Source organism: Bacillus sp. SLBN-46, from assembly GCF_031453555.1.
In the GTDB taxonomy this organism is placed as follows: Bacteria; Bacillota; Bacilli; order Bacillales; family Cytobacillaceae; genus Neobacillus.
In genome coordinates, this window is record NZ_JAVIZM010000001.1 from 2,345,860 (window position 1) to 2,360,291 (window position 14,432).

The 14,432-nt window shown below is 37.6% G+C and carries 15 protein-coding genes; 13 read left to right on the forward strand and 2 right to left on the reverse strand.

The genetic code is table 11. The features are described from left to right. The first annotated feature begins 49 nt into the window (after positions 1 to 49). The 5 genes from ku to QFZ87_RS12130 all read left to right on the forward strand — a co-directional run bounded on the left by ku (position 50) and on the right by QFZ87_RS12130 (position 3,922). Positions 50 to 907: a non-homologous end joining protein Ku gene (ku, locus tag QFZ87_RS12110; protein WP_309861543.1), complete on the forward strand. Its 858-nt coding sequence runs from the start codon at positions 50 to 52 to the stop codon at positions 905 to 907. A 125-nt stretch (positions 908 to 1,032) separates the two neighbouring features. Then, on the forward strand, positions 1,033 to 1,995 hold the full coding sequence (locus QFZ87_RS12115; protein ID WP_309861545.1) for a nucleoside hydrolase: 963 nt from the start codon (positions 1,033 to 1,035) through the stop codon (positions 1,993 to 1,995). Positions 1,996 to 2,297: 302 nt separating this feature from the next. Beyond that, a complete protein-coding gene (locus QFZ87_RS12120) occupies positions 2,298 to 3,191 on the forward strand; it encodes an NAD-dependent epimerase/dehydratase family protein (protein ID WP_309861548.1) in 894 nt (297 codons plus the stop codon). 188 nt (positions 3,192 to 3,379) lie between these two features. Continuing rightward, on the forward strand, positions 3,380 to 3,580 hold the full coding sequence (cspD, locus tag QFZ87_RS12125) for a cold-shock protein CspD (RefSeq protein WP_309861551.1): 201 nt from the start codon (positions 3,380 to 3,382) through the stop codon (positions 3,578 to 3,580). A gap of 138 nt (positions 3,581 to 3,718) precedes the next feature. Beyond that, on the forward strand, positions 3,719 to 3,922 hold the full coding sequence (locus QFZ87_RS12130) for a cold-shock protein (RefSeq protein ID WP_308083549.1): 204 nt from the start codon (positions 3,719 to 3,721) through the stop codon (positions 3,920 to 3,922). Between the two features lie 34 nt (positions 3,923 to 3,956). Here QFZ87_RS12130 and QFZ87_RS12135 read toward each other — a convergent pair whose 3' ends face one another. Next, positions 3,957 to 4,247 carry a DUF6509 family protein gene (locus QFZ87_RS12135; protein ID WP_309861557.1) on the reverse strand — a complete coding sequence of 97 codons (291 nt, stop codon included), beginning with the start codon at positions 4,245 to 4,247 and terminating at the stop codon, positions 3,957 to 3,959. 248 nt (positions 4,248 to 4,495) lie between these two features. Here QFZ87_RS12135 and QFZ87_RS12140 point away from each other — a divergent pair, with 248 nt between their 5' ends. From QFZ87_RS12140 to QFZ87_RS12175, 8 genes are all read left to right on the forward strand, one after another. Beyond that, positions 4,496 to 5,167, forward strand: coding sequence for a TorD/DmsD family molecular chaperone (locus QFZ87_RS12140; RefSeq protein ID WP_309861560.1), 672 nt, complete (start codon positions 4,496 to 4,498; stop codon positions 5,165 to 5,167). Then, positions 5,160 to 6,089, forward strand: a complete 930-nt coding sequence (locus QFZ87_RS12145) for a molybdopterin-dependent oxidoreductase (RefSeq protein WP_309861563.1) — start codon at positions 5,160 to 5,162, stop codon at positions 6,087 to 6,089. The genes QFZ87_RS12140 and QFZ87_RS12145 overlap by 8 nt, the downstream gene beginning before the upstream one ends. Positions 6,090 to 6,117: 28 nt before the next feature. Beyond that, the gene (locus tag QFZ87_RS12150; protein WP_309861566.1) at positions 6,118 to 7,554 is read left to right on the forward strand and encodes a molybdopterin dinucleotide binding domain-containing protein; all 1,437 of its coding nucleotides are present in this window, start codon (positions 6,118 to 6,120) and stop codon (positions 7,552 to 7,554) included. A 13-nt stretch (positions 7,555 to 7,567) separates the two neighbouring features. Beyond that, positions 7,568 to 8,146 carry a DMSO/selenate family reductase complex B subunit gene (locus tag QFZ87_RS12155; protein ID WP_309861569.1) on the forward strand — a complete coding sequence of 193 codons (579 nt, stop codon included), beginning with the start codon at positions 7,568 to 7,570 and terminating at the stop codon, positions 8,144 to 8,146. Between the two features lie 8 nt (positions 8,147 to 8,154). Beyond that, positions 8,155 to 9,063: a 4Fe-4S dicluster domain-containing protein gene (locus tag QFZ87_RS12160; protein WP_309861572.1), complete on the forward strand. Its 909-nt coding sequence runs from the start codon at positions 8,155 to 8,157 to the stop codon at positions 9,061 to 9,063. A 221-nt stretch (positions 9,064 to 9,284) separates the two neighbouring features. Beyond that, positions 9,285 to 10,037 carry a DeoR/GlpR family DNA-binding transcription regulator gene (locus QFZ87_RS12165; RefSeq protein WP_309861575.1) on the forward strand — a complete coding sequence of 251 codons (753 nt, stop codon included), beginning with the start codon at positions 9,285 to 9,287 and terminating at the stop codon, positions 10,035 to 10,037. Continuing rightward, the gene (gene pfkB / locus QFZ87_RS12170) at positions 10,034 to 10,948 is read left to right on the forward strand and encodes a 1-phosphofructokinase (RefSeq protein ID WP_309861578.1); all 915 of its coding nucleotides are present in this window, start codon (positions 10,034 to 10,036) and stop codon (positions 10,946 to 10,948) included. The genes QFZ87_RS12165 and pfkB overlap by 4 nt, the downstream gene beginning before the upstream one ends. A gap of 16 nt (positions 10,949 to 10,964) precedes the next feature. Further along, positions 10,965 to 12,836 carry a PTS fructose transporter subunit IIABC gene (locus tag QFZ87_RS12175; protein ID WP_309867833.1) on the forward strand — a complete coding sequence of 624 codons (1,872 nt, stop codon included), beginning with the start codon at positions 10,965 to 10,967 and terminating at the stop codon, positions 12,834 to 12,836. A 204-nt stretch (positions 12,837 to 13,040) separates the two neighbouring features. Here QFZ87_RS12175 and bcbE read toward each other — a convergent pair whose 3' ends face one another. Then, entirely contained in the window at positions 13,041 to 14,321 is a 1,281-nt protein-coding gene (gene bcbE / locus QFZ87_RS12180; RefSeq protein WP_309861581.1) for a bacillibactin exporter BcbE, read from the reverse strand. Positions 14,322 to 14,432: the final 111 nt, after the last annotated feature.

The window sequence follows — 14,432 nt, forward strand, 5'->3', positions numbered from 1 at the left end:
AAGAAACGAAGAAACACAAAATAAAAACAAAAAGAATGGAGAATGATTTATGCATACGATGTGGAAGGGAAGCATCAGTTTTGGACTTGTAAATATCCCCATCAAGCTCCATACGGCAACAGAAGATAAAGACATAAAGCTTCGCACCTTGCATAACAAATGTCATGCCCCAATTAAATATGAAAAAATTTGCTCCGTTTGTGAAGAAGAAGTGAAACCGGAGGATATCGTAAAGGCGTATGAATATACAAAGGGAAAATTTGTTGTTCTTGATCAAGAGGAACTTGAAAAATTAAGAAAAGAAAACGAGGAAAAGGCAGTAGAAATTATTGATTTTGTAAAAATAGAGGAAATTGACCCGATTTATTTTGATAGAAGCTATTACATGTCACCTAATGAAGGAGGAGGGAAAGCATATTCCTTGTTACGAAAGGCATTGGAGGAATCCCAAAAAGTAGGGTTGGCCAAAATTGTTATTCGTTCAAAAGAACAGCTTGCGGTTATTCGTGTATATGAAAATACATTAGTGATGGAAACGATTCATTATCCTGATGAAGTTCGTAAAGCTGGTGATGTGCCGAATGTCCCTTCAGAGGATAAAGTGACGCAAAAAGAATTAGATACAGCTATTTTATTAATTGATCAGTTGACTTCTGTGTTCGAACCTGAAAAATATACGGATGATTATCGAACCGCACTGCTTGAATTAATTGAATCCAAGCGGACTGGTAAAGAGACAGTTACTGCGGCTGCAAAGGATGCACCTTCAAATGTGACAGACTTAATGGCAGCTTTACAAGCATCAATAGACCGAACGAAGCCAAACAAAGTAGCGGCGCCAAAGAAAAAAGCAGCAACAAAAGCAACCAAGGCAACAAAAGTACCTAAAGTAAAGAAGGAAGCATAAAATAAATGATTCACAATAGGCTGATTCTATTTATAAGAGTCAGTTTTTTCTGTGCCTATCCATGTTCTTGTATTTCTGTTTTAAGCATAGGTTTATAAAAATTAGAAACTAATGGAGGAGAGGCAATGGCTTATAATGTGCTTTTGTTTGCAGATCCCGGAGTAGATGATTCATTTGCAATAATGTACGCCTTACTTAATCCGAAAATTAATTTAGTTGGTGTGGTAAGCGGATATGGCAATACACCAAAGGAGCAGTCAATCAGAAATACCGCTTATCTTCTAAGCCTAGCTGGAAGAGGAGATATCCCCATTATTGGCGGAGCGGCAGGTCCGTTATCAGGAGAACTCGTGCAATACTATCCAGAAATACATGGGAAGGAAGGATTAGGCCCCATTAAACCTCCTGATACGTTAAAAAATGTAAAGGTTTTTGACTTTAACAAGATTCTTGAAATTGTTAATCAATATAAAGGAAATCTTATTATTGTTTCTGTTGGTAGATTAACTGAATTGTCTTTGATGTTTATTCTCTATGGAGATAATGTTTTAAAAGATGTCTCTGCATTTTATATAATGGGTGGGGCATTTTTGGTGCCAGGAAATATCACTTCAGAAGCGGAAGCTAATTTTTTTGTGGACCCAATCGCGGCGTATACAGTCATGGAAAAAGCGCATAATATATACCTGCATCCATTGAATATCACGAATAAAGCAATTATTACACCTGAAATCATAAATTACCTCTCAGAGAATAGTCCTACTCCTTTTAAACCACTAATTAAACCAGCCTTTGATTATTATTTTAATGCTTATCAAACAAATGTCCCTGGAATAAAAGGCGCCCCCCTTCATGATGTGGTCCCCCTTATGGCCTTGACTAATCCTGAACTAGTAAAGTATATCCCAAGGCGTGTAAGAGTAGAGCAGTTTGGTAATGCAAAAGGAAAAAGTATTGCAGATTTCCGCCCAAAACCTGACAAAGAACCAATTGAAAGTTTAGACTACATTGGAATGGAAGCAGATATACAGAAATTCGCCCAAAATTTCACAGACACTTTTTTGCGTGGTGAATTTCAAAAAGAATGAAACTCTTTTGGGGTTTCATTTTCTTTATTGTTAAGGAGATTATAAAAAGATTCAAGTGTGGATAACTGAACTAGTTGTCCGAATCTAGCTCCAGCGCCTAGCCCCTCGGGTCAAATAACCTTCGGCAATAAAAGTCAAAAGGCGGACTTTTCTTGCCGAAGAACATTTGCCTGTCGGGGCTGAACGAGGCGCTTCTGCCTTTTGTTCTTGTGAACGGTAGTTTTCCATGTTCGGAATTAAAAAAAGGAATTTTTAAATTGGACGGTGAATATTAAAAAAGAATGGAAAGGGGGAACAGAGAAATGGAACGAGTGCTGGTTTTAGGGGGAACACAATTTTTTGGGAAGTTGCTTGTGGAAAAGCTGCTTAACGAAAACATTGCTGTGACTATTGCGACAAGAGGACAATCGAAAGACCCTTTTGGAGAGAAAGTAGAAAGATTAATTATTGATCGTGAGGATCGGGCTTCACTTATCCATGCATTTAGTGAAAGGAATTGGGATGTTGTTTATGACCAATCGTGTCTTTCCCCGCAAGAAGCAAAGGATGCTGCGGAAGCACTGAAGGGGAAGGTAAAGAGGTATATTTTCACCTCAACTATGGCTGTTTATGAGTATGGGGACAAGCATGTAGAAGAAGATTTTGATCCATTCAGCTTTCACTTTCAATTTAAAACAAGAAGGGATTATCCAGGATATTTGGGATACCAGGAAGCAAAAAGGGCTGCAGAAGCTTATTTATTTCAAGAGACCGATTTTGATGTAGTGGCCGTTCGTTTTCCACTTGTCATAGGTAAAGACGATTATACGAATAGACTCAAGTTTCATGTAGACAGGGTCTTATACAGGAAGCCAATAGGCATTAAATTTCCGGATGCGAAATACAGTTTTATTCTTTCAGATGAAGCCGCTAAATTCCTTTTACATATGGGACGTGATGTGTTCACAGGACCTATTAATCCAGGGTGTAAGGACGATATTTCCTTAAGGAGTATTCTTGGCAAAATAGAGGAAATAACCGGGGAATCAGCAGACATAACTTCAGAATTAACAAAGGAAAATTCCTCACCATATGGTATGGATGGTTCTTGGTCGATTAATACTGACAGGGTGAACCATTTAGGATACCAATTTACTGATTTAAATGAGGTATTGGATGAACTAATTCAGTATTTTATGAAAGTTGAAATAAATTGACTATTAGTGTAAAGTGTAATATACTAAAATTACGCTTATAAGTTCGTTAAATATTTATTCGTTTAAGTAGCCGTAACTGCACGGAAATGTGGGTGATGTCTATTGCCCAAACGTGTCAGTACGTCTTTTTTATTATTTTTAAATGTTCAGATTAACTTAAAGTGAACAAAATCTTGGGGGTTTTATTGATGAGTAACGGTAAAGTAAAATGGTTTAATGCAGAAAAAGGTTTTGGATTTATTGAAGCAGAAGGCGGTCAAGATGTATTTGTTCACTTTTCAGCTATCCAATCAGAAGGCTTTAAAACATTAGAAGAAGGCCAATCAGTTTCTTTTGAAATCGTGGAAGGCGCTCGCGGACCACAAGCTTCTAACGTAAAAACAGCTTAATCTTTAGAAAATAAAAGGGTGATGCATACGACTAAAGCATCACCTTTTTATCTATATTTTTTCACTAGAAAAAGAGCTTTAGAGCTAACAAACAAAGTGTTCATACCATTTATTAACTAAGTACAAGGGGTGATCGTTTTGGCATTTGGTAGAAAAAATGACGAAGAAATTAAATTAGAAGAAACGAAAATTTGGGAATGTACTTCTGATGCTTGTAAATGTTGGATTCGCGACAATTTTAAGAGTACTGAAGTACCCCTCTGTCCTATTTGTAAAAGTGAAATGAGACAAACGACGAAAGAACTACAGGTAATTCATAACCATAGTAAAAATTTTATGTGATTTTTCAAAGCAGGGAGCTAGACTCCCTGTTTTTTTATTCTGCGTTTTCTTTACAATAGGCTAAGACAAGCTCTTCTTCGTCTTCTTCCAGTTCGAAATCAAGAACTTTTTCACTTCCGCGCTCATAGAAATAATAGTTAGTAATCTTGTCTCCATTTTCATCAGAAACGTAAATTAGTTTTAACCCTACACCCTTCTCGGAATATAGCTCGTCCTCTTCTTCCACATCAAGTTCTATAAAAAATTCATATCGGTCACCTGAAAGTAAACCAAATGGATCTTCAAGTTTTTCAACTTCATGACCTGTAATATTCAAGGGAATCATCCTTTTCTTTTTATTCGGCTTTATTATTATACACAAATTTTTGTCATAACAGAAAAAGATGTGTATCAAATTTTAAGTAACATTAAAATTACTTTAAGGAATTTGAATTTATTGTGAATTATTGCACAAAGTTAATCAAACTAAAGAAGTTTTAAGGTAGGATATAACATATATGGAATAATGGGAAAAAGTAGGTGAAAAAATTTTCAAGTAAATTGTGAAATAATTCACAAATAGGAGAGGGTAAAATGGCTAACATGGCCGCATCAGTACATATGGAGTTGTTACAGCCTCTATTAAAGTCTAGGAAGAATTTTTATCAACTGCTTCATTTATTATTTCAAATGCCAACTTGCGGTAATGAATATTTTGAGATTCGAAATAAAGTTAATTTACAAGAATTAGAAGAAATTCATGAGGGTGGTAAAATATTAAATGATTTTTTTCAACATCTATCCAACGAGTACCTAGAGAATGAGCGAGAAGAATATCAACGCCTTTTCCTTGGGCCGGGACCATTACCTGCGCCACCATGGGAGTCATATCACCGGAGTAAAGAGCAACTCCTATTTGAGGAATGGACTTATCAAGTTAGAGAACAATATCATCAATTTGGGCTCAAAAATGTGAGAGAAAATAATGAGCCAGATGATCATTTATTAATAGAGTTGGAGTTTATGATTAATCTTATTGATTTATGCTTGCTGGAAACTCAGCCTGATCGATTTATTGAATTAATTTCTAGTCAACACCAGTTTCTTGAAAAACATTTAACAGTGTGGATTCCATACTTTTGTAAACGAGTAATTCAAACTACCAATAGTCAATTATTTTTAGGAGCAGCCATGCTTCTTGATGATTTTATCAATGATGACTTAACAACCTTATATGAGATTAAGGAGGTATTAGCCGATGTCTGAAAATGGCCCGATTAACAAACTTCTAAAAAATAAAATGCAGAGAAGAACATTTTTAAAATGGTCTAGTGCAATTGGAATTCCTGTTATAGCTGGAGGAGTAGGTACCAAATTGCTGGTGGACCGCCAACAAAAAGAGGAAGTAGCAAATGCAAAAGTAGAAGAAAAGATTGTTTCTACCTGCAGTATCAATAATTGCGGCGGACGCTGCGTCATTAAGGCGCATGTGAAAGATGGCGTAGTTGTTAGGGTTAGCACGGACACGCAGGAAAGTGGTGACTTATCCACCCCACCATTACGGGCTTGCGTTAGGGGAAGAAATTACCGAAGTTTGCTGTACCATCCTGACCGTTTAAAATATCCGATGAAGCGAGTTGGAAAAAGAGGAGAAGGAAAATTTGAAAGAATCACCTGGGATGAAGCAATCGAAACCATTGCAACAGAAGTGAAACGAATTGGCGACCATTACGGTCCAGAGTCAAGATATGTAAACTATGCATCCGGTCAGAGCTGGGGGTTACATGGGGGAAAAAATGCAGCCAGAAAGCTTTTATCACTTACTGGCGGCTTTTTAAATTACCGTAATGATTATAGTTCAGGGGCAGGAAATGTAGCGACCCCTTACACGTATGGTACAAACAATTCCGGCAGCAGTTTTGATTCACTCTTACACTCCAAATATATTATTCTGTGGGGACAAAATCCTTCAGAAATGATATTTTCAACCCCTTACAGAGAGTATTTGATGCAGGCAAAAAAAAATGGGGCAAAAATTATTGTTATTGATCCTAGATATACAGATACTGCTATAGCGTTCGCGGATGAATGGATTCCCATTCTCCCTACAACAGATAATGCCATGATGGATGCAATGGGTTACGTAATTATAACCGAAAACCTACATGATCAAGAATTCCTAGAATAAATATTGTCTGGGGTTTGATGACAGTCATATGCCAGAGGGTATTCCTAAAGAGGAATCATTAAAGAATTACTTGTTAGGTGTGAAAGATGGTGTCCCTAAAACACCGGAGTGGGCAGAAAAGATTTGTCGTGTGCCTGCCGAAAAAATCAGAGAAATTGCTCGTAACTATGCCAACACAAAGCCTGCAGCACTTATTCAAGGATGGGCAGCACAACGGCAGGCGTTTGGTGAACAGTTTATGAGAGGGGGAGCGCAGCTGGCTTGCTTAACAGGAAATGTCGGTAAGCTAGGTGGTTGGGCTGCAGGAACTGGGTATTGGAGTCGATCGGATATTGTGTATCCCTTTTCGTTTGAGAATCCAGTAAAAGCCTCCATTCCCTGTTTCTTATGGACAAAGGCAGTTGAAAAAGGAATTGAAATGACAGAAAAGGATGGATTAGAAGGTGTTGAACGGCTGACGTCCAACATCAAATGTATCTTTAACATGGCTGGAAATATGTTAATCAATCAACATTCAGATATTAACAAAACCCGTGCATTATTAGAAGATGATAGCAAAGTGGAATTTATTGTTGTAAGTGATCTATTTATGACTCCAAGTGCGAAGTTTGCTGATATTTTATTACCTGGAACCACCTTTTTTGAACGCTGGGATATCGGGGTCCCATGGTGCTTTGGAGATTATGTAGTCCTTGGGGAAAAGACAATCGATCCTTTATATGAATGTCGAGATGAGTATGATGTATTTGCTGAAGTGGCAGATAAGTTAGGGATCAAAGATAAATTCACCGAGGGAAAAACCACCTTTGATCTTGTGAAGGAAAGTGTGGAAAGAACAAAAAAAGAGTTAGATCCAAATTTCCCGAGTTTTGAAGAGTTTAGAGATAAAGGAGTGCATCACTTTAAGTTTGACGAACCACTTGTTGGCTTCAAAGAACAAATTGATGACCTTGAAAAAAAGCCATTTGAAACTCCTTCAGGAAAAATTGAATTATTTTCAAAGGCATTATGGGACATGAATCAGCACGATGAGATTCCTGCCATAGCAAAATATATTCCTTCATGGGAAGGTCCAGAAGATCCATTAACAGAAAAGTATCCTTTACAGCTAATCGGCTGGCATTATAAACGAAGATGTCACTCCACCTATGATAACCAATCATGGCTAGAGGAATCTGCAAAGCAGGAAATGTGGATGAATCCTTTGGATGCGGAGAAACGGGGAATAAAAAACGGAGACCGTGCAAAGGTATTCAATGAGCGAGGGACCTTGGAAATAGATGTAAAGGTTACTCCACGTATAACTCCAGGTGTGATAGGAATTCCGCAAGGGGCATGGTACACACCTGATAAAGATGGATTGGATCAACGGGGTTCATTAAATGTTCTTACATCTCAGAGGCCAACACCACTTGCAAAAGCAAACCCACAACAAACCAACCTTGTTGAAGTGAAGAAAGCATAAGGAGTGAGGGAGTTTGGCTCAATTAGGATTTTATATAAATCAAAGTCTTTGTACGGGGTGTAAAGCCTGTAGTGTCTCCTGTAAGGATAAAAACAATCTTGATGTTGGCATTAACTTCCGAAGAGTATACTCCTATGAAAATGGCACCTTTATACAACAGCAAAGCAAGGGGCTAGTTCAAAACGTACAAGCCTATTATTATTCTATTGCTTGTAATCATTGTACAAATCCAAAGTGCATTCCAAGCTGTCCTACGGGGGCCATTACGAAGAATAAAGAATCTGGAGTTGTTACGATTGATCAAAAGGTTTGTCAAGGTGCTCAATTATGTGTAAAAGCATGCCCATATGGAGCTCCACAATATAATCCAAAAGAATTTAAATCTGATAAATGTGATTTTTGCATGAATCTTCAAGAAAAAGGGGAGGAACCGGTTTGTGTTTCCACTTGTCCGATGAGAGCTATTGAATTTGGACCCGTAGAAAAGCTACGGAAAAAGTATGGAAGTATAAGTCGAATAAAAGGCATGCCAAAAGCGTCAATTACCCATCCAAATATTGTGATTACACCTCACAAGGATGCCAAATTGTAGGTGATAGTATGTCTCTAATCATTCATCTGCTTGAAAGTATGCATAGGGATTTGAAGATAACGGAGAATTGTTCCAGGCTAAGTAATCTTCACTCAACCTGCACTTTTTGTGTAGAGGCATGTAAAAAGGGGGCACTATCTCTTAATCCACAATCTATAGAAATCAATCATGAAGGATGTAACTCCTGTGGAGAGTGTGTGATTGCTTGTCCATTATCAGCAATCGAAGGAATTGTCGATTCAAGAGATTTTTTTAAAGGATCACTACTATATAACGAAAGCTACACCCCAACCGTAAAAGAATTATTAATATATATAAAAAGGGGAGTAAAGAGCATACAGACTCAAAACTTACCACTGAATGAACCGTGGAAAAGGGTACTAACTGAAACAAATAAGGTTCTAGAAGTTGTGGGTGAACCTGTAATAGAGGTAGTACAAAAGGCACAAGAAGAGGAGAAATTTTCGAGAAGGTCCTTTTTTACCTCTTTGCAACGAGAAGGGAAACAGTTAGCAAAAAGTATGGCACCAGCATCTTGGAAACTGGAAGTGAATCAGTGGAAACTCGCAAACTATTACCCTGAATATCAATTTTACACCATCCTGATGGATAGGAAAAAATGTACACTTTGCCAAGCTTGTATTACGTTTTGTACCCAAGAGGTATTCCAAATTATCAATCAAACGCTGCAAATAAACCATCAAAAATGTGTAGGATGTAAGGCATGTAGTGATATTTGTTCGGAGGATGCTATTCACATTAGAACAGAAGTAAAGAAAATAAATGAGGAGTATGTAGGGCTTTATTCAAAAAGTTGTTTAAATTGTGGACAGTCATTTTTTACCTTTCACCCTGAAACCTTGAAATGTCATGTGTGTAAGGATCGAGACCCTTCATGGTTAAGCCCATATCAATAATACAAGGAGAAACGCCAGAATACTCATTTTGGCGTTTTTTATGGTATAAAAAATTCTATTGGGAAGAATACAAACTGATTCTTCAAAAACTAATTATGACAGGAGTTTTCTGAAAACGTTCAAAAACATCCAAAATTTTAATATTTTTGAAAGAAAATGATTGATTTATGGAATCGTTTTCAGTATGATAATAACAAATATACAAGTTGAAGGTGATTTAAGTGTTAACACCAGAACGGCATCGAATTATTCTTCAATTATTAAAAGAAAAAAGCATTGTTAAAATTCAAGAGGTAATGGACCTGACAAAGTCCTCCGAATCAACAATCCGAAGAGATTTTTCTCTGCTAGAAGAACAACGGTTCCTAAAGAGAATCCATGGAGGAGCGTCAAGATTACAAGGCAAGCTTCAAGAGCCAAGCATGATTGAGAAATCTTCCAAAAACCTTCAAGAAAAACGACAGATTGCAAAATATGCAGCTGGGTTAGTCGAAGAAGGGGACACTATTTATTTGGATGCAGGAACAACAGTAATGGAAATGATTGAATTTTTACCTAATAAAAATATTGTCGTTGTAACAAACGGACTAATGCACTTATCACCGTTACTTAATAAAGGGATCTCTACTTACTTGATTGGTGGACTAATAAAGCCGAATACCAATGCTTTCATTGGAAGAGGTGCTTTAGCGAGTCTCGATCTCTATCGTTTTGATAAATGCTTTATGGGGATAAATGGTATTCACCCACAGCTTGGCTTTACCACTCCTGACCAAGAAGAGGCAATGGTTAAGCAAAAGGCAATATCACTTTCAAGAGAGGCCTATATATTAGCAGATAATACAAAGTTCGCTGAAATATCGTTTGCAAAAATTGCTGATATACATGAAGCAGCCATTATTACCAATGATTTAGAAGATGAAACTCAGGAGCAATATCGAAATAAAACATCAATAAAGGTAGTGACAGCATGATTTACACATTAACTTTAAATCCATCAGTTGACTATATTGTTCAACTTGAAAGTTTTCAACTAGGTGAATTGAACCGTACAGTAAGTGAAGCTAAGTTTCCAGGTGGGAAAGGGATAAATGTTTCTAGGGTTTTAAAACAATTTGGTACTAAAAGTAAAGCACTTGGTTTTATTGGTGGATTTACTGGTACCTACATTGACCAATTTCTTCGAAGAGAAGAAATAGAAACGGATTTTGTTGAGGTGTCAGAAGATACTCGAATTAATATGAAGCTAAAAACAGGAAAAGAATCAGAAATTAATGCAAAAGGACCAAACATATCAAAAGATGCTTTCGAACTTTTAAAATCCCAGATTGAAAAGTTGGATTCGAAAGATTTGTTGGTATTGGCTGGAAGCATCCCTGCCTCCTTACCAAAAACCACATATGAAGAAATAGTTAAAATCTGTAAAGAAAATGGGGCTCAATTTGTTGTTGATGCGGAAGGAGATCTTTTGAAAAAAGTCCTATCCTATCGACCATTCTTAATTAAACCTAATCACCACGAGTTAGGTGAACTGTTTAATACAGTGATTTCCAGCGTGGAGGAAGTCGTGCCCTATGGACAAAAACTGGTAGATTTGGGTGCAAAGAATGTAATTGTTTCTCTTGCAGGAGATGGAGCAGTTTTAATCAATAAGGATACTGTTTTATTTGCAGAGGTACCAAAAGGGATTGTGAAGAACTCAGTTGGTGCCGGGGATTCCATGGTGGCAGGATTTTTAGCTGCCTATCAATCTACTTCAAATATTGAAGAGGCATTTCGCTATAGTGTTGCTTCAGGAAGTGCAACCGCATTTTCATTAGGACTTTGTACAAAAGAAATAGTTGAAGAGCTGCTTCCACAAGTTTGTATAAGAGAGATAAAGTAGGGGGAGGGTAAATATGATGAAAATTACAGAATTATTATCAAAAAATACGATTCTATTAAATATTGAAGGGAATCAAAAAGAAGAAACGATTAACCAGCTTGTTGATGTTTTATTAAAAGCAGATAAAATATCAGACGCTTCAGAATTTAAAGCAGCTATTCTAAAACGCGAAGAACAAAGCACCACCGGAATTGGTGATGGAATTGCCATTCCGCATGCCAAAACTAAAGTTGTGAAGGAAGCCGCTATTGTATTTGGTAAATCGGCTTCTGGTGTTAATTATGAATCACTTGATGGGAAGCCTGCACATTTATTCTTTATGATTGCTGCCCCTGAAGGTGCAAATAATACACATTTAGAAGCATTAGCAAAGCTTTCTGGATTATTAATGAAAGCTGAAGTGCGTTACGAACTTTTAAAGGCAACGACACCGGAAGAAATTATTGAAACAATTAATAGATATGATAAAGAGGATAAAGAAGAAAAGAAAGAAGCAAACACCCCTAATAATAAGAACTTCATTGTAGCTGTTACGGGGTGCCCAACAGGGATTGCCCATACGTATATGGCCGCAGATTCATTAAAAGCAAAAGCGGCTGAAATGGGTGTAGATATTAAAGTAGAGACCAATGGTTCAGGCGGAGCAAAAAATGTCCTTACTAGTGAGGACATTAAACAGGCTACTGCTGTCATTATTGCTGCAGATATCAATGTAGAAATGGAACGTTTTAAAGGTAAGCACGTTATACAAGCAGCTGTTGCTGAGGGGATCCGTCGTCCACAGCAATTAATTGATCAGGCATTAAAACAAGATGCACCTATTTATCATGGAAATGGGAATAAAAGTAATCAAGAATCTGAGAAAAAAGGTTCACGTTCTGGATTTTACAAGCACCTAATGAACGGTGTTTCTAATATGCTGCCATTTGTTGTGGGTGGTGGGATTCTAATTGCCATCTGCTTCATGTTTGGGTATAACTCATTTAAGCCGGATGATCCATCATATAACCAGATTTCTGAGGCATTAATGACCATTGGTGGAGGGAATGCTTTCGGGCTAATAGTTCCAGTCCTTGCAGGATTTATTGCACTTAGCATAGCTGATCGTCCAGGCTTTGCTCCTGGTATGGTTGGCGGAATGATGGCAGCAAGTGGCGGAGCGGGTTTTCTAGGCGGCTTAGTAGCCGGTTTTCTAGCAGGCTATGTCGTACTTCTTCTTAAGAAAATATTTGCGGGGCTTCCGCGTTCATTGGAAGGCATAAAAAGTATTCTGCTTTACCCGCTATTTGGTATTGCGATTACAGGGTTTATCATGCTATATGTCGTAAATAAACCAGTTGCATGGTTAAATGGAACGATTGCAGATTGGTTAACAGGTCTGGGAACAGGAAATGCAGTTTTATTAGGAATTGTACTAGGTCTTATGATGTCCTTTGATATGGGAGGCCCAGTAAATAAAGCAGCATATGTTTTTGGAACTGGTTTATTGGCAAGTGGTGTTTATGGGCCAATGGCAGCAATAATGGCTGCTGGAATGGTACCACCACTAGCGATTGCCATTGCAACGACCTTATTTAAAAATAAATTTAATGACCAAGATAGAGATGCTGGAAAAGCATGCTATGTTATGGGATTATCTTTCATTACAGAAGGAGCTATTCCATTTGCAGCGGCTGATCCGCTTCGTGTCATCCCCTCAGTAATGGCTGGTTCAGCCATTGCAGGTGCACTTTCAATGGCATTTGGAATAGGACTACGTGCACCACACGGCGGAATATTCGTTGTCCCATTGGTTGAAGGTGGAGCACTGCTTTATGCACTTGCTATTTTTATTGGCTCAATTGTAGCAGCATTATTAATCGGTTTCCTTAAGAAACCAATTAAATAACTTTAAAAGAAGGCGGACTCTCATATTGAGTCCGCTTCTTTGTTATAGTATAAGAAAGCATAAACTTCGACTTTGAGAATTGTCCAGCTCCAACGCCTAGCCCCTCGGGTCAAATAACCTTCTGCAATAAAAGTCAAAGAGCGACTTTTCTTGCAGAAGAACATTTGCCTGTCGGGGCTGACCAAGGCGTTTCCGCTTTTCTTATCAACTATGCGCTTCTGATTGGGGTTTAATGAACATTAGAGCAACAATTGCAGCCAAAATACTTAAGCTGCTTAATAATATAAATATCCAATGACTTGATTGCTTTAACAATAACGCAATAATTGGGGGACCAGCAGCGACTCCAATAAATCTCATCGAACTGTAAATAGAGGAAATCGTACCCCGTTCTTCTTTTTCAATTCCTTCAGTAATTAGAGCATCGAGACAAGGGAGACTGATTCCAATTCCTATTCCACTTATTAAGAACATCGAGAGCATATACCATAGGTTTATTGAAAACCATAGCGCTGCAATGGATAATGCTGCAGCTAAGATCCCGATAAAGGTCAGCCATTTCATTAAGACTTTATTCTTTTTAATTACCTTTCCACTAATAAACGATGACAAACAAAGAGCCCCAAGGGGCAAGGCTAAAAAAAAGCCCTTTTTAATATCCTTAATGTCATACTCCTTTTCAAAGACCTCTGAGAGATAAAATAAGATCCCGAAAAGAACGAGCATAAGGATGCCTCCAATAAAAAAGATGGCATAAAGCCAACGGCCTTTCTCGGTAAAGGTTTTCTTAACATTGATAAAGAATTGTTTGAAGGGTATCGGTTTCTCTGTAGTTTTAGGACATTTAACCAGTAAGAACATCATAATAACAGATATAGCACAAAATACTGGGATGGAGAAGAAAGGGAGAAACCAAATAAAACCAGCAAGAAACGCTCCTAAAATGGGACTAAGTACCTTGCCGAAGGTATTAGCGGTTTCAATTAGTCCTAAACAACTACTCACATCATCCTCGTTTTTAAACATATCTCCGACAAGAGGAAGGACAATTGGTGCTGCTCCGGCTGCTCCAGCCCCTTGAAGTGCACGGCCAAGTAAAATTAACCAATAGGCAGAATCTAATTTCCAAGCAGCCCAACCGGAGATAATGCCGCCTATTCCCGCAATAATAAGGCTCGGTATGATAACTTTTTTTCTTCCAATATGATCAGATAAATAACCTGCAACAGGAATTAAAAAAATAGCCACAATAGAATAAACCGTAATAATCATACTTGTTTGGAAGGACGAAATCGATAACTTTTTTTCCATTGAAGGTAATACAGGAATCAACATTGAATTTCCTAAGGTCATAACCAAAGGAATAGACGACAATGAGATGATTGCCCACTTTTGGTTTGATACCTCACTGGATCCCTTTTTTCCAGCTGCTGCTTTCTTCTTTTCAGCTGTTGGGTCTTGGCATAAATGTTCAATATGTTCCATTTATCATCTATCCCGCCTTAAATTATTTTCTACAGTTAATATTCTCATTTTTAAATTAAAAAAACTCGAAACTAAAATCCTTTTAATGGAAAGTTAATTAAGCGAAGATAT

Coding starts and splice junctions, on each gene's coding strand:
- ku (WP_309861543.1), top strand. CDS start 50: ATGCATACGATGTGGAAGGGAAGCATCAGTTTTGGACTTGTAAATATC.
- QFZ87_RS12115 (WP_309861545.1), top strand. CDS start 1,033: ATGGCTTATAATGTGCTTTTGTTTGCAGATCCCGGAGTAGATGATTCA.
- QFZ87_RS12120 (WP_309861548.1), top strand. CDS start 2,298: ATGGAACGAGTGCTGGTTTTAGGGGGAACACAATTTTTTGGGAAGTTG.
- cspD (WP_309861551.1), top strand. CDS start 3,380: ATGAGTAACGGTAAAGTAAAATGGTTTAATGCAGAAAAAGGTTTTGGA.
- QFZ87_RS12135 (WP_309861557.1), bottom strand. CDS start 4,247: ATGATTCCCTTGAATATTACAGGTCATGAAGTTGAAAAACTTGAAGAT.
- QFZ87_RS12140 (WP_309861560.1), top strand. CDS start 4,496: ATGGCTAACATGGCCGCATCAGTACATATGGAGTTGTTACAGCCTCTA.
- QFZ87_RS12145 (WP_309861563.1), top strand. CDS start 5,160: ATGTCTGAAAATGGCCCGATTAACAAACTTCTAAAAAATAAAATGCAG.
- QFZ87_RS12150 (WP_309861566.1), top strand. CDS start 6,118: ATGCCAGAGGGTATTCCTAAAGAGGAATCATTAAAGAATTACTTGTTA.
- QFZ87_RS12160 (WP_309861572.1), top strand. CDS start 8,155: ATGTCTCTAATCATTCATCTGCTTGAAAGTATGCATAGGGATTTGAAG.
- pfkB (WP_309861578.1), top strand. CDS start 10,034: ATGATTTACACATTAACTTTAAATCCATCAGTTGACTATATTGTTCAA.
- QFZ87_RS12175 (WP_309867833.1), top strand. CDS start 10,965: ATGAAAATTACAGAATTATTATCAAAAAATACGATTCTATTAAATATT.
- bcbE (WP_309861581.1), bottom strand. CDS start 14,321: ATGGAACATATTGAACATTTATGCCAAGACCCAACAGCTGAAAAGAAG.